We start from the raw sequence: 19,400 nt of genomic DNA on the forward strand, positions 1-19,400 counted from the left end.
GCGTTGAGAAAGACCCCGGGACCCGTGACCGCGGACTCAGCTCCGATGCCAGGCACCGACAGCGCGGCCCCGCACGACCTCGCCGAGGCACCGTGGTCCGAACCGCGAGAACGTCCGGAGATCCCGCTCCAGCTTCAGGAGTTGTTCGCCCATCAGGAGCAGGTCCGATCCGACCAGCACCGACGGCGGGCCCGCGTGGTGGTGCTCGAGGCGAACGACGCGACCACCACGCCCGACCGCCTCGACGAGGAGTTCGACGTGGCCGTCCGACTCCCGGTGCCGGCCTGCGCCGAGGAGCTCGCCAGGGTGCTGGCCACCGTCCGCCCTCGACTCCTGTTGCTCAAGCACTCTCTGGAGAGCATCGACGATCGCATCATCACCAGTTGCCTGAGTGCCGGCGTCGAGATCATGGTGCTGGCCCGCCCCGTCTACGGTCTGCTGCGGGCACCGGCCATGGCGCGCTTCGGTGGGCTGCCGTGGATTCGGCTGGGATCGGGCGGCACCCGCCGACCCCGTGGCGAGCGGCTCAAGCGGTTCTTCGACCTCAGCGTGATCCTGCTCAGTGCCGTCGTGGTGATCCCGCTGATCGCGGTGATCGCCGCAGTGGTGTCGTTCACCGGCCCACCGTTCTACCTCCAGCAACGCGTCGGCACTGGTGGCCGACTGTTCCGGGTGGTCAAGTTCCGGACCATGCGGGTCGGCGCCGAGCAGACCACCGGCCCGGTCCTGGCCCTGCCGGACGACGTCCGGATCACCCGACTGGGGCGCTGGCTGCGACGGTCCCGGCTGGACGAGTTGCCCCAGCTCTGGAACGTGCTGCGCGGCGAGATGAGCCTCGTCGGGCCCCGCCCGGAACGACCGGAGTTCATCGCCGGCTTCGACCGGCTGCCCGACTACGACCTGCGGCACCTGATCCGGCCCGGACTGACCGGCATCGCACAGCTCACCGGCGGATACGCGGCCACCGTCGAGGACAAGCTCCGGTGTGACCTGCTCTACCTCAACTGCCGCTCCATGCGTGTCGACCTCACCCTGCTCCTGCTGACAGTGGTCGAGCTGTTCCGGGGGTTCCCCCGTGGCTAGTGCGGCCCACGCGGTCGAAACCCGGGTCACCCGCAACACGGCCAGCATGCTGGCCGCGCGGGTGATCATGGCGGTGTCCGGGCTGGTCTCGGTACCTGTCATCTACCAGCGGCTCGGGCCGCGAGAGTTCGGGATCTGGGTAGTGCTCGCCGGTCTGCTGGCGATGGCCGCCCTGATCGACCTCGGACTCGGCTCCGCACTGGTCCGCGAGGTCGCCCGAGCCGAGAACGCTGCCGACCGGGATCTGGTACGTCGGCTGCTCGGGCTGGGGCTGGGCTGGGCAGTGCTGCTGGGCCTGCTCACCCTCGGGGCGCTCGGAGCCGGCTGGCCGTGGCTCGTCGGGCTGCTGCGCCTCGGTGACCTGGCCGACGAGGCGTGGCAGGCCACCCTCTGGCTGGTCGTCGGGCTCGTGGCCGGCGCCGTGGAGCTGCCGTGGCGGGCCGTGCTCGAAGGCGGCCAACGGTACGGGTCACTCGCCGCGATCAGCGCCGGCACAGCGATCCTCGCGGCCGCCCTCGCCATCCTGGTGGTACGCCTCGGCGGCGGCCTGGTGGCGTTGGCCGCCTCGGCCGCCGCGACCGGGGTGATCCGCACCGTCCTGCTCGCCGCGACGACCCACCGCCAGTGCCCGGACCTGTCCCCGCGATGGGGTCGAACCGACCTGGCCGACATCCGCCGGATCGGCGGCTACGGCGTACGGGTGCAGGTCTCCAGTGGTGCCGGCATGGTCAACGTGGAACTCGACCGCCTCGTCCTCGGTGGCGCCTTCGGACCCGCCGTGGCCGGCGGTTTCGACCTGGGCAGTCGCCTGCTCAACCTGCTCCGTCTGCCCCCGGGCTTCGCCCTCATCGTGCTGTTCCCCGCGGCGGTCGCCCGCACCGCCTCCCGGGGCACCGGCTGGCTGGACCGGTTCTACCTGACCGCCACCCGGTACCTCGCGCTGTTCCTGGCCCCGGCCACCGCCGCGCTGATGGTCAGCGCCGATCCGCTGGTCCGGCTCTGGTTGGGCCACCAGGTCCCCTGGGCGGCGGCGAACATCATGATCCTCGCGCCCGCGTACGCCCTCAACCTGATCACCGGGGCGGCGACGATCGCCGCCCGCGCCGAGGGCAGGCCCGGGTTGGAAACGCGGTACGTGCTGCTCTCCGTCGTCCTCAACCTGATCCTCACCGTGCCGATGCTGCTGCTGTGCGGGCCGCTCGGCGTACCGCTGTCGACGGCGCTGGCGGTGGTGCTCAGCACCGGGTACTTCCTTGTCTACTTCCACACCGCAACGGCTCGGCCGCTGGCCCCGCTGGTGCGGGCGATCTGGCCGCCGCTGGCCGCCGCCGTCGCGGCCGGGTTGGTCACGGCGACGGCCAGCCAGTTCCTGCCGGACGGGTCGGGACGCCTCGACGCCGCCCTCGCGGTGTCCTCCCGGGCGGGTCTGACCGTGCTCGTCGCCGGCACGCTGCTGATCGTCGGCGGACACCTGGGCGCGAGCGACCGGATGCGGCTGCACCGGCTGCTGCGCGCGCCGACTGCCGTGCTGTCGCCGAGCACCGGCGGTCCGCGATGAGCGTCGAGCACCGCACCGCGCGGTGCGTGCTGTGTGGGCCACGGCAGGCCCACCTGCCCCAACTCGGTGGGCTGCTGCGCCGCTGCGAAGGCTGCGGCTTCAGCTGGACCGCGCAGGAGCAGGCCACCGAGGACGGGCGCTACGACGAGGACTACTTCGCCGAGGGCGGCTACGACGACTACTTCCGGGCCGCGCCCCGCCGGTTCGAGGCGCGGCGGCGGCTGCGCTGGCTGCTCTCCACAGTCCGCCCCACAGTGCTGCTCGAAGCCGGTCCCGCCGGGGGCTACTTCCTCGAAGCCGCCCACCGCGCCGGGATCACCGCCAGTGGCATCGAGGTCAGCCACGCCGCCGCCGCCTTCGCCCGCGACCACCTCCACATGCCCGTACGCCAGGGCTACTTCGAAACCATCGCACCCACACTCACCGCCGACGTCGTCTGCGCCTTCCACGTCCTCGAACACGTCGAAGACCCCCGCGCCTTCCTGCACGCCGCGCACAACGCCCTCACCCCCGGCGGATGGCTCGCCCTCGAGGTACCCAACATCGCCTCCGCCGCCGCCCACCGACTCGGCACCGACTGGCCGGGCCTGCAACCGCGCTACCACCGCTGGCACTTCACCCCCGACACCCTGGTCCGGCTGGTGACCGACCTCGGCTTCGAGGTGGTCCGGCAGGACACCACCGTCTTCCGCTACTACATGCCGCTCGCCTACCGACTGCGGCACGCACGACATCTACTCCCCGCCGACGTGCTCGGGCTCCGCTCACCGCGGCTGACCCACCCACGCCTCGGCGACCTACTCCGGGTGATCGCCCGGGCGCCACGAACCGGACGGAGCACCTGATGAAACTCGATGGGATCGAGCTGGTCCGCTGCCAGCTCTGCGGCCGCGCCGGTGGGCACTCGCCGACCCTCGGCGAGCTGCTGTGGAGCTGCCCGGACTGCGGCTTCGTCTGGACCGCGGGCACCGCCCCGGCCCCGGAGGAGCTGTACGACGAGGCCTACTACACGACGGACGGGTACCAGGACTACTTCGCCTCCGCCGGTCAGCGCCGGTTCGAGGCGAGCCGACGGTTGCGCTGGCTGCTGTCCGGCGTCCACCCGACAGTCCTGCTGGAAGCCGGCTGCGCCGGAGGTTACTTCCTCGAAGCCGCCCACCAGGCCGGGATCACCGCCAGCGGCATCGAGGTCAGCCACGCCGCCGCCGCCTTCGCCCGCGACCACCTCCACATGCCCGTACGCCAGGGCTACTTCGAAACCATCGCACCCACACTCACCGCCGACGTCGTCTGCGCCTTCCACGTCCTCGAACACGTCGAAGACCCCCGCGCCTTCCTCCGCGCCGCGCACAACGCCCTCACCCCCGGCGGATGGCTCGCCCTCGAAGTACCAAACATCGCCTCCGCCGCCGCCAACCGACTCGGCACCGACTGGCCCGCCATCGCTCCCGCGTACCACCGCTGGCACTTCACCCCGGACACGCTGAGCCGGATGCTTGTGGAGTCCGGGTTCCGGGTGATCTCCCACGACACGGTCTTCTCCCGGTTCTACTGGCAGCCGGCGGCACGGCTGCGCAACGCCCGCGACCTGCTGGTCGCCGACGTCGCCGCCAGCCGCTCGCCCCGGGTGACGCACCCGCGACTCGGCGACCTGCTGCGGATCTTCGCCCGCCGCGACGACCGGGCGGTGTCCTGATGGGCGCCCCGTTGCTGTCGGTGCTGCTTGTCAGCTGGAACACCCGCGAGCAGACCCGGCAGTGCCTGGAGTCGCTGGCGTCGACAGTCGACCCCGACCTGGACTACGAGGTGGTGGCCGTCGACAACGGTTCGTCCGACGGCTCGGCCGACCTGCTCGCCGCCCAACCCCGGGTCCGGCTGATCCGCAACAACCACAACACCGGGTTCGCCGCTGCCGTGAACCAGGCGTACCGCCGGGCGAACGGGCAGCTGATCCTGCTGCTCAACAGCGACATCCGGTTCCACCCGGGCGCGCTGTCGCGGATGCTCGACCACCTGCGGGAGCGGCCGGACGTGGCCGGGGTCAGCCCGCTGTACCTCAACCCGGACGGCACCTTCCAGCAGCACTACGTCCAACAGCCCAGCTTCACCGCCACCATCGCGCTGGTGACCGCGCTGCGTCGACTGCCCGGGTTCCGCCAGGCGCTGCACCGTTTCCAGATGCGTGGCGAGGACTTCAGCCGTCCCCGGCAACTCGCCTCGGGCAGCTGCATGCTGCTGCGCCGCGCGGTGCTCGGACAGCAGACCATCTTCGACGAGGCGTTCCCCGTCTACTGGAACGACGCGGTCCTCGCGCGGCAGCTCGACCAGGCCGGGCACCAGCTGTGGATGCTCCCGGACGCCGTGGTGACGCACAGCCGGGGCGCGTCCTGCCGGCTGCTCGGGCCGACCATCCGCTTCCGACACCTGCTGGGCAGCCTGGTCGGGTATCTGCGACTGACCCAGCCCCGGTACCGGTTGCCGGTGTTCCGGGCCGCGCTCATCGCCGATCACCTGGTCAAGCGGGTCTTCGGACGGTCCGTACAGCTGGGCCTCGGCGACCTGCTCGCCGCGCTGCGCGGCGACGTCGGCCCGCTGCCCGACGGTGACACCCGCGACTGGGTGGTGCTGTTCAGCCGGACCCGATGGTCCGTCGACGGGCATTCGACGGTGCTGGGGCAGTTGGTGCCCGGGCAACGGTTGCTCTTCGTCGACCCGCCGGGGCACCGGCCACGCTGGCGCTGCGAGGTGACCCCGATCGGCTCGGCGGCCTGGCACGCCGTCGCACCGACAGCGCTGCCGCTGGGTAATGCGGTGCCGCTGGTCAACTGGATCAACCGGCGGATCGCGGCCGGTGCGCTGCGTGGCTGGCTGGACCGGCACGCCGGCGCCCGCCTGCTGCGACTCGACGACGAGCGCGCCCGCCCGGTGCTCGGCCGCCTCGGCGAGGACGAGTTGCTGCCCGCCGGAGCGCCACGTCCGATGGAACGGTCGGGCCGTGGCTGAGCACACCACCACCCTGCAACCGGCGACCGCAGCGGTCGTGCCGCCCGCCGACGACCGCGACTGGGTGGTCATCTTCAGCGGCACACCGTGGGCGAACGGCGCCCACCGGCAACACGCGCTGGCCCGCGAGCTGACCGTCGACCACCGGGTGCTCTTCGTCGACCCGGCCGGGCACCTCCCGCGCTGGCGGGTCCAGGTTCGGCAGGTGACCGACGGTCTGTGGCAGTGCGCCGCGCCGACGCTGCTGCCGTTCGGCCGGCACCTGCCCCCGGTCAACCGGGTCAACCGCTGGCTCGCCGCGCGGGTGCTGCGCCGCTGGTTCCAGCGGCGGGCGGCATCCGTACGACTGCTGTGGCTGGACGAGGACCTGGCCGCGCCGGTCGCCGGCGGGCTGGGCGCGTCCGCCGTCGTCTACGACGCCACGGATCTGGACTGGACGTTCACCCGCCCCTGGAACCGTCGGCACCTGCGCCGCGCGCTGCGCTCCGCCGTCGGCGCCGCCGACCTCGTCCTCGCCTCCTCCAGCGCGCTACCCGACCGGATGCCCGCCTCCGACCCGGCACCCGTGGTGCTGGCCAACGGATGCGACCCGGACCGCTTCTCGCCGGACGGCCCGGTCGCGCCCTGGCTGCTCAGCCTGCGCCGACCACTGATCGGCTACAGCGGGGCCGTCGACACCCGGGCCTTCGACGCGGACCTGGTCGCCACCGTGGCGCGTGCCCACCCGGAGTGGACGTTCGTGTTGATCGGTCCGTCCACCCGGGCCGGCCGTGCCCCGCTCGCCGGCCTGTCCAACGTGGTGCTCGTCGACGCCGTCCGCTTCGCGGACGTGCCGGGCATCCTGCGGGCCTGCGACGTCACGATCATCCCCTACCGGGTGGGCGGGCTGATCGACTACGTGCACCCGAAGAAGTGCTACGAATACCTGGCGCTCGGCAAGCCCGTCGTCGCGACGCCGCTGCCGGCGCTGCGGGCACTGGGCGACACCATCGCCCTCGCGGCCGACCCGGCGAGCTTCGCCGCAGCGCTGGCCGACGCGCTGGACCGAGCCGGCGCGCCCGACGACGCCGCCCGACGCAGGGAGGTCGCCACCCGCAACAGCTGGTCGGCACGGGGCGTCCAGCTGCGTTCCCTGTTGGCGGGGTTGCCGCGATGAGAGTACCGATCGTCGCGCCCGGTGTGGTGCTCGCCGGAGCCGCGCTGGGCGGCGTGGTGACAGTGGTAACCCTGTTGCCCGGACCGGTCGGCCTGGCCGCCGCCATCGGAGTGCTGTGTTTCGGCGCGTTCCTGCTCTGGCCCTGGGCCGTGCTGCCGGTCGGCATCATCGGCGGCGCCGTTGTCGGTGCCCTGCTCAGCGGCGGCGACGTTCGCGGCTACATCGCGGTGAAGGTGCTGCTGTTGGCCGCCGGCGGCGCCGCGCTGACCGCCCGTCACTGGCTCGGGGCGGAGCGGGGCATCCGGCGCACCGCCGCCGACGTGGGAATGCTGGTTCTGGTCGGGCTGACAGTCGTGGCGGCCACCTACGGCCTGGCCGTCGGCAACCTCCCGGCGGAGGTGCTCGTCGCCGCGTACCAGGTGGCCACGATCCCGGTGTACTTCTTCGTCGCCACCCACACCCTCACCACGCCCCGTCGGATCCTGGCCGCCGGCATGCTGTACGTGGTGCTGGCGGGGGTCTTCACCGCCATCTCGGTGGCGGCACCGGGGCGGCACGGCGGGCTCATCACCCTCATGGCCATCCCCGCGCTGATCTGGATCGCCGGTCGGGTGCGGGGTTGGCGTCGGGCCGGCGCCCTCCTGCTCGGCGGGTTCTTCGCCGTCGACGTGCTCCTCGCGTCGTACCGGGGGATCTGGCTCGCCGCGGCGCTGACCGGGCTGATCATGCTGGTCCGCGGCGGCCGCACGGTCCGTACCGGCCTGGCCGCCACCGCCGCGGCGGCGGTCGCTGTGGCCGCGATCCTCGCCCTGCAACCAGGGGTACGGGAGCGGGCCACGGAGATCACCAAGGGGTTCCAGCAGTCCGCCGGTTACCGGGGGGTGGAGTCCGAGGTGGGCCTGGGCGTCTTCGCCGACCAGCCGCTGGTCGGGGCCGGCCTCGGACAGACCACGCCGGACATCTACCTGTCCGGCTTCACCTTCACCGACGTCGGGCCGGTGTACCACGCCTTCTACGTCACAGTGCTTGCCAACCTCGGGCTGGTCGGCCTCCTGCTGGTCCTCTGGCCGATCCTGCGCAGCATCCGCGTCGGCCTGAACAGCCGGGACGGGATCACGCTGCCGTTCGCGGCGCTGTCCTGCGGTTTCCTGGCCGCCGCCCTTTTCGCGGCGCCGACCGACGGGCACTGGGAGCTGGGCTTGCTCCCGGCGCTGACCCTCCTCACGGCACACCACGAGGGGGCGCGGCTGCGGCGACCCGCCCGGCCGCCGCTGCTGCGCGGCGCCCTGACCCGAACGGGTGTTGCGGCATGAGCGCGGCCGACGCCACCGCCGTGGTGGTCACCCACAACTCGGCGGGACAGATCGTCGCCGCCCTGACCGCGCTGCGGCAGGCACGCGTGCCGGTGCGGTTGGTGGACAACGCCTCCACCGACGGCACCGTCGACCTCGTCCGAAGCCACTTCCCGGAGGTGACGGTCCTCGCCAGCCCCACCAACACCGGATTCGCCACCGCCGTGAACCGGGCCGCGACCGGGGTCGACACCGACGTCGTGCTCCTGGTCAACCCGGACTGCGTGGTCACCCCCGGCGCGGTGGCGGAACTGGTCCAGGTGCTGCGCGATCGACCGTCGGTGGGCATCGCGGGGCCACGGCTCACCGACGCGCACGGCCGGGTCGCGATCAGCGCCCACCGGTTCGAATCCCTCGGCACGGTGCTGGCCAGCCGGTTCGGTGGGTCGCTGGTGCCGGTGTCGCTACGGCGGCTGCTCAGCGGTCGGCAGCGCCGGGCGGCGTACGACGCCTGTGTGCGCGGGGCGCAGCCGGTGGCAGTGGACTGGCTCTCCGGCGCCTGCCTGGCGGTGCGGCGCGAGCTGTTCGTGGCGATCGGCGGCCTCGACGAGGGCTACTTCCTGTACTACGAGGACGAGGAGCTGTGCCTCCAGGCGGCCCGGCGCGGCGCCGAGGTGCTGTACGTGCCCTCGGTGACCGCCGTGCACACCGGCGGGGCGAGCAGCTCCGACCCGGCCTGGATCTGGCCCCACCTGTACCGCAGCATGCTGCGGTTCTTCGCCCGTCACCGCGCCGGCACCCTGCGCGCGGTACGCGGCGTGGTGCTCCTGCGCGCACTGATCGGTATCGGACTGGCCGGGGCGCGGATGCCAGTGCAACCCCGGGCCGGGACGGCCCGACTGCGGGCCTGGACCCGCGTCGGCCGAATCGCGGTCACCCGACCTGAAACGAGAGGAGGAGCGTGATGCACGTCCTGACAACTGTCGTCGGCAAGCGCACCGAACACTGGACGGACCTGTTCGACGCTTTGTGCGAACAGCCGGACATCACCCTCACCGTGCTCGCCGCGGACGTGTCCCCGGCGACCCGAGTCGAACTGGCCCGGCTGGCCCGTCGACACCACCGGCTGCGGTACCACGTCGTGCCGCACCTGCTCGGCGAGTCGTTGACCGGTCACATGGCCTCGGTGCTGTTTCGACTGCCCGGCCAGCACGACGTGACCACCGCCCGCCCGGACATCCTGCACGTCATCGGCGAGGCCGCGTACCTCACCACTTGGCAGGCGCTGCGGCTGCGTCAACGCTGCTGGGCCGGGGTGCCCACCACGTTGTACGCCGCGCAGAACGTGGTCACCCGCTTTCCGGTGCCGTTCCCCCGGATCGAGCGGCAGTCCTACCTGTCCGTCGACCACGCCTTCCCGATCACACCAGCGGCGCTGAACGTGCTGCGGATCAAGGGTTACCGGGGCCCGGCGACTATCGTGCCGCTCGGCGTGGACACCCGGATGTTCCGGCCACTTCCCACCGATCCGGCCGCGCGCCCGTTCACTGTCGGGTTCGTCGGGCGGTTCGAGCCGCACAAGGGCGTGCTCGACCTGCTGCGCGCCGCCGAGCTGATCGACTGCGACGTGTCGCTGGTCGGGGACGGCAGCCTCGGCGCCGAGATCGAGCGGGCCGCCGCGCGCCGACCGGGCCGGGTGCATTGGCACGGCTGGGCCGGGCACGCCGAGCTGCCCACGCTGCTGAACGACATGGACGTGTTGGCGATGCCGTCGGTCGAGGTGGTGCAGCGCAACACCCTGCCGTGGATCGGCATCCCGCTGCGCGAGCAGTTCGGCCGGGTGCTGGTCGAGGCGATGGCGTGTGGCGTACCCGTCGTGGGCAGCGACGTCGGCGAGATCCCCTACGTGGTGGGCGACGCCGGTCTCGTCTTTCCAGCCGGCGACGTCACAGCGCTCGCCGCCCGCCTCGCGCGGCTGCGCGACGACCCGGCGCTCGCCGGGCAGTTGGCCAACAGAGGGTTGGCCCGCGCCGGCGCCGAGTTCGGCTGGGACCGGATCGCCGAGACCCTCTGCACGACCTGGCGCGGACTGCGGTCCCCGGCCCGGTCCCTCCGCACATCGCCCGCCGAGGCCGGGCATTCAACCAGAGAGGCGATCGCCTGATGAGCGCGTCGATAGATGTCAAAGGTCTGCTCGGTGCCTCCTGGCGCCGGGTGGGCGTACCGCTGCTCGGTCTGTGCGCCGGCCTGGCCGCCGCGCAGGGAGTGACCCAGCTCCTTCCGGCGCGCTACGAGGCGGAGGCCTCCGTGCTGGTCAGCGCGGAGCAGACCGACGAGGACCGGCCGGTGGATCTGGCCCTCGCGCAGAACCTCACGCCCACCATCGCCCGACTGGTCGGGTCCCGGGAGGTCGCGCTGGAAGCGGCGCGTTCGCTGCAACTGCCCGAGCGGGCGGTGCTCGGCCACGTCAGCGGCGAGTACGAACTCGGTCTCCAGATCATCACAGTGCACGCGAGCGCCGGCACCGGTACGCAGGCCGCCGCTATCGCGAACGCCGCCTCCCGCGCCGTCAGTCAGCAGCTGGGCCGGCTGGACATGGGCGGTTCCACGAGCATCAACGCGCGGGTTCTCGACACCGCCAGCCCGCCGGCCCGGCCGGCCTTCCCGAAGCCGCTGCTCAACGGCGTACTCGGGGCCCTGGCCGGGCTGCTGGCCGGTTGGGGCGCGACCATCCTGCGCGACCGGTTCGACAGCCGGCTGCGCGACATCGGCCAGATCGAGGCGCGCCTGGGTCTGCCGGTGATCGGGGTGCTGCCGAAGCTGCCGCGCCGCTTCGCCCGCCATCACGCCGCCGCGCTGTACGCCCGCACCAACGTCGCCGACGCGGTACGTGCCACGATCTCGACGCTCAGCGTGCTCACCGCTCCCCTGCCCCGTCGGCGAATCCTGGTCACCAGCGCACACGACGACGACGGCAAGGCGTTGGTGACCGCCCTGCTCGGTCTCGGCATGGCCGACGAACACTGTCGGGCCACGCTGGTGGACGGGGCGGTACGGGACCCGGTGCTGTCGGGCCACTTCCCGGAGGCGCCGCACACCTGGCAGCAGGTGCTGGCCCAGAAGTGCCCTCCGGTGCGCCTGGTCGATTTCCCCACCCTGACCGTGCTGCCGGCCGAGCCTCGCGAGGGCGCCGACACGGAGGCCCTGCACGAGCTGGGCGGGCTGCTCAACGCGCTGGGCGAGGACGAGGACTGTGTGATCGTCCACGCGCCGCCGATCCTGGCCGGACGGGAGATCTCGGCGTTCGCCCAGCACGCCGACGGCGTCCTGCTGGTCGTCCGCGCCGGCCGGACGAACCTTGACGACAGCACCCGGGCGGCTCGGCTCGTGCAACAGCTCGGGCTTCCGCTGGCCGGTGTCGTGGTGATCGGGGCGGTGTCCCGCACCGATCACCGGCCGAGCAGCGAGCAACCGGCCCTGGTGCCGGGCGCGGCCCAGGATGCCCTGGCACTGCCGGCGACGAAGGCGGGCGCCCAGGGTGCTGTCATTCGTGAGCTGGTCAGCGCCCTCGTCGAGGACAAGTCCGGACCGCCCGGACGGCACCGCCGGCAGAGCTCGGGTGAGTCGGCCCCGACCGGCAGGACCGTAGAGGGTCGGACTGTCGAGGGCACGACTGTCGACCGCAAGCCCGTCGACCGCCGGACGGTCGGCAGTGCGACGGCCGAGAGCGCGACGGCCGAGCGTCAGCCGGTCGAGAGCACGACGGCCGGGCGCACCACGTACGGCACGGGGGCGCCCTCGGAGGCGCCGGCAGAGCCGACCCGGATCGAGGATGCCGTCACCCAGCCGAATCCGGTGGTGACGGATGTCCCGGAACGGCCCGAGCAGGTGCCGACGCCCCCCGCCCAACCGGAGCCCGCGGCTCCGGCCTGGGGCGGCGGTCCCGCCGTAGCGGGTGTTCTGGGCCGACCGTTGGCCCGGCCCGAGACGGTCTGGCGGTCGCCGGTGGCGGAGGCCGCGCCGCCGGAGCCTTCCCCGGACACCCCGGTGGCCAACCTGACGGAACGCTGGCCGGTCTTCGGGCAGGAGTTGCTGGCCGCCGGGCTGCCAAGTGCGGAACAACCCTCCACCGGGCCCATCGTGCTGCGACGGGCGGTAGCCGTCGGCGACGCCGATCGGCGGGGCTGACGACGGACGAGCGACGGTCGGCGGCCCGCCAACGACAGGCGGCCCGCCCAGCTGGCTTCAAACGACACTGACAAGGAGATAGGCCGATGAGTGAGATGTTGATACCCACACAGGCGTCCGAGCCGTCGCTGGACGATCCCCGCGCCCTCTACTGCGATCTGCTCAAGAAGGCGCTGACCCGCTACGTCTTCCGCGAGACGTGGATGCCCTACCACCCACGTCAGGGGTCCCTGCACGGCCGGATCCTCCAGCGCGGCCGGCACCTGCTGCAACGTAAGGGCCTGGAGCTGGTGCTCCAGTTCCCCTTCGACGCGGAGGCGCGGGCCACCGGCCGGGACTGGCCGCCGGAGGCCGAGACCATGATCGGGCTGCGGCGGTTGGACAACCTGGAGCGATGCGTCAAGGACGTGTTGGAGCGGCGCGTGCCCGGCGACCTGATCGAGACCGGTGTGTGGCGGGGCGGTGCGGTCATCTTCATGCGCGGGATGCTGCGCGCCTACGGCGACCGGGACCGGACGGTGTGGGTCGCGGACTCGTTCCGCGGTCTGCCGAAGCCGGCTGCCCACCGGGTCGAGGACGTCGAGGACGCGCTCTGGCAGGTGCCCTTCCTGGCGGTGTCGTTGGAGCAGGTGAAGGCGAACTTCGAGCGGTACGGGCTGCTCGACGACCAGGTCCGGTTCCTCAAGGGCTGGTTCTCCGACACCCTGCCGACCGCGCCGGTGGAGCAGATCTCGGTAATGCGTCTCGACGGGGACCTCTACGACTCGACGATGGTGGCGCTGCGCTCGCTCTACCCGAAGCTCTCCGTCGGAGGCTACGTGATCATCGACGACTACCACGCGGTACGCGGCTGCAAGCAGGCCGTCGACGACTTCCGCGCCGAGCACGGCATCGAGGACGAACTGCACCAGGTGGACTGGACCTGCCGCTACTGGCGGCGGTCGCGCTAGACCTGGGCCGACAGACTCGGCGGGTGGAAGGTCCCAGGGACCTCCCACCCGCCGTCTTCGTGCCCGTGCTCAGTTGGCCGGTGGTGTCTGCGGGTTGGCCGCGACCCACTGCGCCACCCGGTCCTCGCGTAGGGCGGCGAAGAGCGCCGGAGCCTGGACCTCGTCCAGCCGCACCGCGGACCCGGCCGGCGTCTGCAGGTTCGCGTCGCTGAACGGGACGGTGACGAACTGGACCGTCTCCGGCTTCACCTTGCGCAGCACGAGGGCGAGGTCGGTGAGGTTCAGGTCGCGGTCGACGACAAGCGATTCGGCAGCGGTGGTGAGCACCCGGTCGAGTCGGGTCGGGCTGGTGAGCAGGTTGGTCGCGGTGACCCGCTCGGCCAGGGCGCGTACCACGAGCTGCTGGTCGTAGATGCGGCCGAAATCTCCGCCGGGCACGCCGTGCCGCTGGCGCATCAGGTCGTCGGCCGCCTTACCGTCGAGGTCGTGGCAGCCGGCGGGCCAGGTGGCGCCGGTGTCCGAGGACTTGACGGTGTACGGCAGGCACACGTTGATCCCTTCCACAGCGTCCACCAGCTTGCGGACGGCAGCGAAGTTGGCCACCAGCACGCCGTCGAGTGGTAGCCCGGTGAGTTTGGCGACAGTCTCGGCGGCCAGCGCGGCCCCGCCGAACGCGAACGCGGCATTGATCTTGTTGGGACCGCCGGCCCAGGTCTGCCCCGCCGCGGGCACGTCGACGTAGCTGTCCCGGGGGATGGAGACGACGGTGGCCGCCTCCCGTGCGGCGTTGACGTGCACCAGCATGATGGTGTCCGACCGCTGCCCGGGGTAGAGGGCCTGGTCCGGCTCGCCGTCGCGGGAGTCCGACCCGAGCAGCAGGAGATTGAGCGGGCCCGACTCCCACCGGCGGTCGTCGTGGGTGCCCTGACCGAGGATGTCCTCGCGCTGCACGCGGCTCTCGTACCGGTGCTTCAGGCCGAAGCCGACGGTGACGAGGCCCGCGCAGAGCACGCCGAACATCAGGAGCAGGGCGAGGCCCGCCTTCTTCCAGCCTGCCATCGCCCGCCACCTCGACGGCGCCGGCGTGACCGTGCGGCCGGGGATACCGGTCACCATCTTGACCACCTCTGCACGAACTCTCGGGACGCTGAACCTGTTGCGGGGCAAGGGATGCAGCCGTTCGGATCACCCGCCTGCCACACTCATGAAGCATTTAATCACTCTTTAGGGTCTCTATGCCGCTTTATCCTCTTTGCCCGATTCTGCGGTGCCATTCTGGCCTTCGAGTTAGCGAGGGAGTTGGCATGTACGGAGTACCCACCAAGGGGCCACACATCGGAGGTGGCCTTGCCGCCACCGGGGTTGCCGTTCAGTCCTGGTTGCTGGTCGGCGTCGGGCTGGTAGTGCTGGGTCTGGCACTGTGGCTCGTCGCCATGCTGGGCCGCGAGCGATGACAGGTGCCCGACGCGGGTCGTGGCTGCGCGCCAGCGCAGGTGGCCTGATCGGAGTCGCCGCCGCCGTCGCCATGCTCTGGCGGTGGCACGACATCGCCAGCGCTGAGGCGTGGCTGAACGCTCATCTCGTCAACGCTGTCGGGTTGGCGGACACCAAGTCCATCGGCGCGGCCGTGATCTTCCCACTGGACGAGCGCTGGGTCGGCTTCATGGTCTCCAGCGGCTGCTCGGTCGCCATGTTGCTGATCCCGCCGATCGTGCTCGCGTCGACGTTGGTCGGCTTCCGCCGCATCTCGCTGACGCGTGGACTCAACGCCCTGGCGATGGCCGTCGTGCTGCTGGTCACTGTGAACCAGCTCCGACTTGGCGCGGTGGTGGTCTCGATGCAGACCTGGGGCTTCAAACTGGGCTACGAACGCAGCCACGTGCTGATCGGCTCGGTGATCACGACCGCCGGTCTGATCGCCGTCACGATCCTCTTCGTGGTCCTGGTCAGCCGGACCAAGCGGATCTCCGGGACGGTCGCCGGTGTCCACTGAGACGCAGTCGCTCGCCCTGCTCAACACCGCGGCGTTCCTGCTGTGCGTCAGCTTCTGCGCGTACGTGCTGAGCATCCTGGTGTTCCACCTGAAGAGCGGACGTAGTCGGGGCGGCAGCCCGGACGGCTTCGACTGGCACATCATCGTGCCGTGCCGCAACGAGGCGTCGGTCATCGGCGACACCGTGCGGCGTCTGCTCTGCGACTTCCCGCAGGCGACCGTCTGGTGCGTCGACGACGCGTCCGACGACGGCACACTGGCCGAACTGGCCGCGTTCACCGACCAACCGCGGGTGCACGTCGTCCAGCGTCAACTGCCGGACGCGCGACAGGGCAAGGGCGCCGCGCTCAACGCCGCCTGGCAACGCATCGAGCAGTGGTTGCCCGCCAACGCGGACCGTACCCGGGTGATCGTCGGGGTCCTGGACGCGGACAGCCGACTCGACCCCCAGGGCCCGGTCGCCCTCTCCGGCCGTCAGTACTTCGGCTCGGCGCAGGTCGGCGCGGTACAGCTGGAGGTGCGGATGCTCCAGTGCGCGCCGCGCCGGTACGCGCAGCCGACCGATGTCGGTCGCTGGGGACGGCTGCTGATCCGGCTACAGGACATGGAGTTCCGCGCCCCGATCGCCGCCATGCAGTCGCTACGGCGACGCACCGGCAGCGTGGCGATGGGCGGCAACGGGCAGTTCACCCGGCTGTCCCTGCTCAACGAGATCGCCGATCAGCACGGCACACCGTGGCACGGCGCCCTCCTGGAGGACTTCGAGCTGGGCCTGCACATCCTGCTGGCCGGCGGTCGCACCGAGTACTGCCCGGAGAGCTGGGTGGCCCAGGAGGCGCTGACCCGGATCCGCCCGCTGGTGCGGCAGCGCACCCGCTGGGCCCAGGGGTCGATGCAGTGTGGCCGCTACCTCGGCAAGGTGCTGCGCTCGCCGCGCATCCGCAACTCGGCCACCCTGGAGATCGCCCACTTCCTGGCCGCGCCGTGGACCCAGCTGCTCGGCACACCGATCTACGTCGCCTGCCTGGTGGTGATGTCCTACTACATCGACAACACGATGGGTGGGCTGCGCGGCTGGTGGAACAGTGGCGGCTGGGGCGTACCCCCGCTCGTGCTCGTCTTCGGCATCGGACCGTTCGCCCTGTGGGGCATCGTCTACCGGATCCGCTGTGAGCCGCAGCTGTCGATACCCAAGGCCCTGCTGCTCGGCGTCTGCCACTGGCTCTACAGCTACGCCCAGTCACTGGCGGTCTGGCTGGCCTTCGCCCGCATGGTGACGGCCCGCACGGACTGGCAGAAGACCGCCCGTGCCGCCGATCCACAGCCCCAACCGGCCCCGGCTCGGGCCGTGGGTCGAGTGGCCGTCGGCCAGGCGGCAGTGGGTCGCGCCGCAGTGCCGGCCCAGCCACGACGGGCCCAACCGGCACGCCGGTCGGGCCGCAACGACGGGCCACGGTCGATCCGACCGCCCCGGCACCTCAGTCACCTCTCGCACCTCACCACCCCCACCACAGACCGCCCCGCAATCGCCCACACCAGAAAGTAGACATCTATGCCACGAGTTAGATCCGGTCTCGCCCGCACCGCAGCGGTGCTGGCCGGTGGTCTCGCCATGGTCGTCCTGGCGGCCTCTCCGGCGATGGCCGACACCTCCCAGTCGTCCGCCTCGGCACTTCAGATCAGCCTGCTCGGTGGTGGCCTCGCCAGCTCCGGCACGGCGTCTGCCACCAACGACGGCACCACCGAGTCGATCTCCGGTAACCAGAATCCCCCGCTGGCCGTGCTCGGCGCGCAGACCGTCATCACGGCCGGTGTGCTGAGCCAAAGTGTCCGGGCGTTCAACGACGGCACGTCGGCGGCCTGCGCCGGTGTGCTCGGCACCGGCGGCTCGATCACCATCGGTCCCGGCGGGTCGTGCCTCGTCACGCCGGGCGCCGGGGTGACGCTGACCCTCGGGACCAGCGGCCTCGCCACGATCTCACTCGTCGCCGACGCCATCTACTCGTCGTGCACCGCTACCAGCAGCCCGTCGGCGACGGGCACCGCGAGCCTGGTCAACGCCCGGATCGTCTCGACGATCCTGGGCATCGAGACGACCCTGCTCAGCCTGCCGGTCAACCCGGCGCCGAACACCGGGCTGAGCATCCCGGGGCTGATCGACCTGACCCTCAACGGCCAGTCCAGCTCGGGCGTCGGCCAGCTCACCGTCAATGCGCTGAACCTGACGGCGCTCGGCGGTGCGTTGGCCGGAGTCACCATCGGCACGTCGAGCTGCGGGGCCAACGCGGTCGCGCCCCCCATTCCGGTGATCCCGCTCGCCGGGGCACCGCTCGCGCTCGGTCTCGGCGCGCTCGTGGCCGGCACCACCGGCGGGATCTCGCTCCTCCGGCGTCGCCGCGCGGCTGCCAGGAGCTGACCCGACATGTGTGCGAGCAGTTCGACACCGCGAGAGGTCCTGATCCTCGCCGGCACCAGGCCGGAAGGAGTGAAGACCGCGCCTCTGATCCGCCGTCTCCTCGATGATCCGAGGTTCACGGTACGGGTGGCGGATACCGGTCAACAGCCGGGACGCGTCGCCGAGGCACTCGCCCCGTTCGGTCTCCGCCCGGAGGTGAGCCTGCGTCCGCAACGGCGTACCGGCTCGCTTGCCGAACTGGCGGCGGCACTGATCACGGGAATCGACGAGCTGCTCACACACCACCGTCCAGCGGCGGTCGTGGTGCAAGGGGACACCACGACCGCCCTGGCCGGCGGGACTGCCGCGTTCTGGCGGCACGTTCCGGTCGTCCATCTGGAGGCCGGACTGCGGACCAACGACCTGGACCGGCCCTTCCCGGAGGAGGCCAACCGGGCCATGCTCGCCCGTATCGCCGCGCTGCACCTGGCGCCAACTGAGGCGGCCCGGGCGAACCTCATCGGTGAGGGCATTCGCCCCGGCGCGATAGTGGTGACCGGCAACACCGTCGTGGACGCCCTACACGACCTGATCGAGCGCGGCATGGCCCAGGCACCGGAGTGGGTCGACAGGGCCCGCAAGCTGGTGGTGGCCACTGTGCACCGACGGGAGAACTGGGGCCACGGGGTGGCGGCAACTGTCGACGGGCTCCGCCGCCTGGCGCGAGCGTGCCCCGACGCCCAGATCGTGATGGTCACCCACCCGAACCCGCAGCTCAGCGCGGAGGTCACCACGGGCCTCGCGGGCGTCACCAACGCCCGGGTCACGCCACCGCTGCCCTATCCACAGATGGTCGGGCTGCTACGGGCGGCCGACCTTGTCGTCACCGACTCGGGTGGGCTCCAGGAGGAGGCCGCCACACTGGGGGTGCCGTTGTTGGTCACGAGGGACACCACGGAACGTCCGGAGGCCCTGACGCCGGGCCGCGGTGAGTTGGTGGGCACCGATCCCGAACGGCTCCTGTCGGCCGGGCTGCGCCACCTTGCCAGCGGGCGGGCCGCCGTCGTCGGCTCGCCGTTCGGCGACGGGCGGGCGAGTGACCGCTCAGTCGTTGCCCTGGCGGGGCTGCTGAACGTGCCGGCCCGTCGGGTCGCGCAGCGTCGCCGCACCACCGCCGCCATCGGCTGACGGCGGGCAACCTGGACAATCATCCCAATTTCCGGACAAACCTCCTTTACCCACTGATAATTGGCACATCGATCGGCAGCGCTCCGATCCGTCGGTCCAAACAGTTCAGTGATCAGAGGAGTCGTCAGGTGCAGGCGAAGTTGAACGGGCAGCGTTCCGCGACGCTGCAGGGCAGATACTCCGCCCAGCACAACGCCTTCGGCGTCCTGCGCCTGGCGATGGCGTGTGGCGTGATCATCGCGCACGCCGGTCCGCTCGGCTTCGGCCAGCACAACCTCGGCGCGGCCACCTTCGGCCGCCAGAGCGACCTCGGCACCCTCTGCCTGTACGGATTCTTCCTGATCTCGGGATTCCTCATCACCGACAGCGCGCTGCGCTCCACGTTGCGCCAGTACGTCCGCGCCCGTGTCCTGCGGGTCTTCCCCGGGCTGTGGGCCTGTTTGCTGGTCACCGCGTTCGTCTTCGCGCCGCTGGCGGCGCTGTACGAGAACGGCAACCTCGACGGGTTCTGGGGGCACCCTGAGGGGCCCTTCGACTACGTCACGACGAACGTCCTCGCCTCGATGGAGCAGTTCCCCATCTCGGGGTTGCTGG

18 protein-coding genes are annotated in these 19,400 nt (G+C 71.6%); 17 read left to right on the plus strand and 1 reads right to left on the minus strand.

From position 1 onward, the window contains the following. Positions 1-45 precede the first annotated feature (45 nt). From AB0C20_RS21665 to AB0C20_RS21715, 11 genes are all read left to right on the plus strand, one after another. The gene (locus AB0C20_RS21665; protein WP_357568607.1) at positions 46-1,083 is read left to right on the plus strand and encodes a sugar transferase; all 1,038 of its coding nucleotides are present in this window, start codon (positions 46-48) and stop codon (positions 1,081-1,083) included. Continuing rightward, positions 1,076-2,641 carry an oligosaccharide flippase family protein gene (locus AB0C20_RS21670; protein WP_357180387.1) on the plus strand — a complete coding sequence of 522 codons (1,566 nt, stop codon included), beginning with the start codon at positions 1,076-1,078 and terminating at the stop codon, positions 2,639-2,641. Before AB0C20_RS21665 ends, AB0C20_RS21670 begins: the two co-directional genes overlap by 8 nt. Beyond that, complete coding sequence (locus AB0C20_RS21675) at positions 2,638-3,486, plus strand: class I SAM-dependent methyltransferase (protein WP_357180384.1); 849 nt, start codon at positions 2,638-2,640, stop codon at positions 3,484-3,486. Before AB0C20_RS21670 ends, AB0C20_RS21675 begins: the two co-directional genes overlap by 4 nt. Beyond that, complete coding sequence (locus tag AB0C20_RS21680; RefSeq protein ID WP_357180381.1) at positions 3,486-4,337, plus strand: class I SAM-dependent methyltransferase; 852 nt, start codon at positions 3,486-3,488, stop codon at positions 4,335-4,337. The genes AB0C20_RS21675 and AB0C20_RS21680 overlap by 1 nt, the downstream gene beginning before the upstream one ends. Continuing rightward, positions 4,337-5,644, plus strand: coding sequence for a glycosyltransferase family 2 protein (locus tag AB0C20_RS21685; protein WP_357180378.1), 1,308 nt, complete (start codon positions 4,337-4,339; stop codon positions 5,642-5,644). Before AB0C20_RS21680 ends, AB0C20_RS21685 begins: the two co-directional genes overlap by 1 nt. After that, the gene (locus tag AB0C20_RS21690; protein WP_357180375.1) at positions 5,637-6,800 is read left to right on the plus strand and encodes a glycosyltransferase; all 1,164 of its coding nucleotides are present in this window, start codon (positions 5,637-5,639) and stop codon (positions 6,798-6,800) included. Before AB0C20_RS21685 ends, AB0C20_RS21690 begins: the two co-directional genes overlap by 8 nt. After that, positions 6,797-8,113 (plus strand): O-antigen ligase family protein, encoded by a 1,317-nt coding sequence (locus tag AB0C20_RS21695; protein ID WP_357180372.1) that lies wholly within the window; start codon positions 6,797-6,799, stop codon positions 8,111-8,113. Before AB0C20_RS21690 ends, AB0C20_RS21695 begins: the two co-directional genes overlap by 4 nt. Next, positions 8,110-9,057 carry a glycosyltransferase family 2 protein gene (locus tag AB0C20_RS21700; RefSeq protein WP_357180370.1) on the plus strand — a complete coding sequence of 316 codons (948 nt, stop codon included), beginning with the start codon at positions 8,110-8,112 and terminating at the stop codon, positions 9,055-9,057. The genes AB0C20_RS21695 and AB0C20_RS21700 overlap by 4 nt, the downstream gene beginning before the upstream one ends. Continuing rightward, complete coding sequence (locus AB0C20_RS21705; protein WP_357180366.1) at positions 9,057-10,256, plus strand: glycosyltransferase; 1,200 nt, start codon at positions 9,057-9,059, stop codon at positions 10,254-10,256. The genes AB0C20_RS21700 and AB0C20_RS21705 overlap by 1 nt, the downstream gene beginning before the upstream one ends. After that, positions 10,256-12,280: a hypothetical protein gene (locus tag AB0C20_RS21710; protein WP_357180363.1), complete on the plus strand. Its 2,025-nt coding sequence runs from the start codon at positions 10,256-10,258 to the stop codon at positions 12,278-12,280. Before AB0C20_RS21705 ends, AB0C20_RS21710 begins: the two co-directional genes overlap by 1 nt. Positions 12,281-12,366: 86 nt before the next feature. Further along, positions 12,367-13,230, plus strand: coding sequence for a TylF/MycF/NovP-related O-methyltransferase (locus tag AB0C20_RS21715; RefSeq protein ID WP_357180360.1), 864 nt, complete (start codon positions 12,367-12,369; stop codon positions 13,228-13,230). 69 nt (positions 13,231-13,299) lie between these two features. On the opposite strand, the gene AB0C20_RS21720 is transcribed toward AB0C20_RS21715, so the two are convergent. Next, on the minus strand, positions 13,300-14,346 hold the full coding sequence (locus AB0C20_RS21720) for an LCP family protein (protein ID WP_357568608.1): 1,047 nt from the start codon (positions 14,344-14,346) through the stop codon (positions 13,300-13,302). A 188-nt stretch (positions 14,347-14,534) separates the two neighbouring features. Between AB0C20_RS21720 and AB0C20_RS21725 the strand changes: the two genes are divergently transcribed. The 6 genes from AB0C20_RS21725 to AB0C20_RS21750 form a co-directional block, all read left to right on the plus strand. Then, positions 14,535-14,684 (plus strand): peptidase, encoded by a 150-nt coding sequence (locus AB0C20_RS21725; RefSeq protein WP_088989215.1) that lies wholly within the window; start codon positions 14,535-14,537, stop codon positions 14,682-14,684. After that, positions 14,681-15,223, plus strand: a complete 543-nt coding sequence (locus AB0C20_RS21730) for a hypothetical protein (RefSeq protein WP_238682446.1) — start codon at positions 14,681-14,683, stop codon at positions 15,221-15,223. Before AB0C20_RS21725 ends, AB0C20_RS21730 begins: the two co-directional genes overlap by 4 nt. Beyond that, the gene (locus tag AB0C20_RS21735) at positions 15,213-16,769 is read left to right on the plus strand and encodes a glycosyltransferase (protein ID WP_357568609.1); all 1,557 of its coding nucleotides are present in this window, start codon (positions 15,213-15,215) and stop codon (positions 16,767-16,769) included. Before AB0C20_RS21730 ends, AB0C20_RS21735 begins: the two co-directional genes overlap by 11 nt. Before the next feature lie 6 nt (positions 16,770-16,775). Continuing rightward, positions 16,776-17,639, plus strand: a complete 864-nt coding sequence (locus AB0C20_RS21740) for a choice-of-anchor P family protein (protein WP_357180350.1) — start codon at positions 16,776-16,778, stop codon at positions 17,637-17,639. 6 nt (positions 17,640-17,645) lie between these two features. Then, positions 17,646-18,806, plus strand: coding sequence for a UDP-N-acetylglucosamine 2-epimerase (non-hydrolyzing) (wecB, locus tag AB0C20_RS21745; protein ID WP_357180348.1), 1,161 nt, complete (start codon positions 17,646-17,648; stop codon positions 18,804-18,806). A gap of 128 nt (positions 18,807-18,934) precedes the next feature. Further along, positions 18,935-19,400, plus strand: a 466-nt coding sequence (locus tag AB0C20_RS21750; RefSeq protein WP_357568610.1) for an acyltransferase family protein, incomplete at its 3' end; no start/stop codon positions are given.

The sequence above is a fragment of the Micromonospora sp. NPDC048843 genome (assembly GCF_040649965.1).
GTDB classification, from domain to species: domain Bacteria; phylum Actinomycetota; class Actinomycetes; order Mycobacteriales; family Micromonosporaceae; genus Micromonospora; species Micromonospora hortensis.

What these genes read in the sequence shown, in the direction of transcription:
- AB0C20_RS21710 (WP_357180363.1), top strand. Translation starts at nt 10,256, where the DNA reads ATGAGCGCGTCGATAGATGTCAAAGGTCTGCTCGGTGCCTCCTGGCGC.
- AB0C20_RS21685 (WP_357180378.1), top strand. Translation starts at nt 4,337, where the DNA reads ATGGGCGCCCCGTTGCTGTCGGTGCTGCTTGTCAGCTGGAACACCCGC.
- AB0C20_RS21695 (WP_357180372.1), top strand. Translation starts at nt 6,797, where the DNA reads ATGAGAGTACCGATCGTCGCGCCCGGTGTGGTGCTCGCCGGAGCCGCG.
- AB0C20_RS21740 (WP_357180350.1), top strand. Translation starts at nt 16,776, where the DNA reads ATGCCACGAGTTAGATCCGGTCTCGCCCGCACCGCAGCGGTGCTGGCC.
- AB0C20_RS21715 (WP_357180360.1), top strand. Translation starts at nt 12,367, where the DNA reads ATGAGTGAGATGTTGATACCCACACAGGCGTCCGAGCCGTCGCTGGAC.
- AB0C20_RS21705 (WP_357180366.1), top strand. Translation starts at nt 9,057, where the DNA reads ATGCACGTCCTGACAACTGTCGTCGGCAAGCGCACCGAACACTGGACG.
- wecB (WP_357180348.1), top strand. Translation starts at nt 17,646, where the DNA reads ATGTGTGCGAGCAGTTCGACACCGCGAGAGGTCCTGATCCTCGCCGGC.
- AB0C20_RS21725 (WP_088989215.1), top strand. Translation starts at nt 14,535, where the DNA reads ATGTACGGAGTACCCACCAAGGGGCCACACATCGGAGGTGGCCTTGCC.
- AB0C20_RS21665 (WP_357568607.1), top strand. Translation starts at nt 46, where the DNA reads ATGCCAGGCACCGACAGCGCGGCCCCGCACGACCTCGCCGAGGCACCG.
- AB0C20_RS21680 (WP_357180381.1), top strand. Translation starts at nt 3,486, where the DNA reads ATGAAACTCGATGGGATCGAGCTGGTCCGCTGCCAGCTCTGCGGCCGC.
- AB0C20_RS21700 (WP_357180370.1), top strand. Translation starts at nt 8,110, where the DNA reads ATGAGCGCGGCCGACGCCACCGCCGTGGTGGTCACCCACAACTCGGCG.
- AB0C20_RS21730 (WP_238682446.1), top strand. Translation starts at nt 14,681, where the DNA reads ATGACAGGTGCCCGACGCGGGTCGTGGCTGCGCGCCAGCGCAGGTGGC.
- AB0C20_RS21675 (WP_357180384.1), top strand. Translation starts at nt 2,638, where the DNA reads ATGAGCGTCGAGCACCGCACCGCGCGGTGCGTGCTGTGTGGGCCACGG.
- AB0C20_RS21720 (WP_357568608.1), bottom strand. Translation starts at nt 14,346, where the DNA reads ATGGTGACCGGTATCCCCGGCCGCACGGTCACGCCGGCGCCGTCGAGG.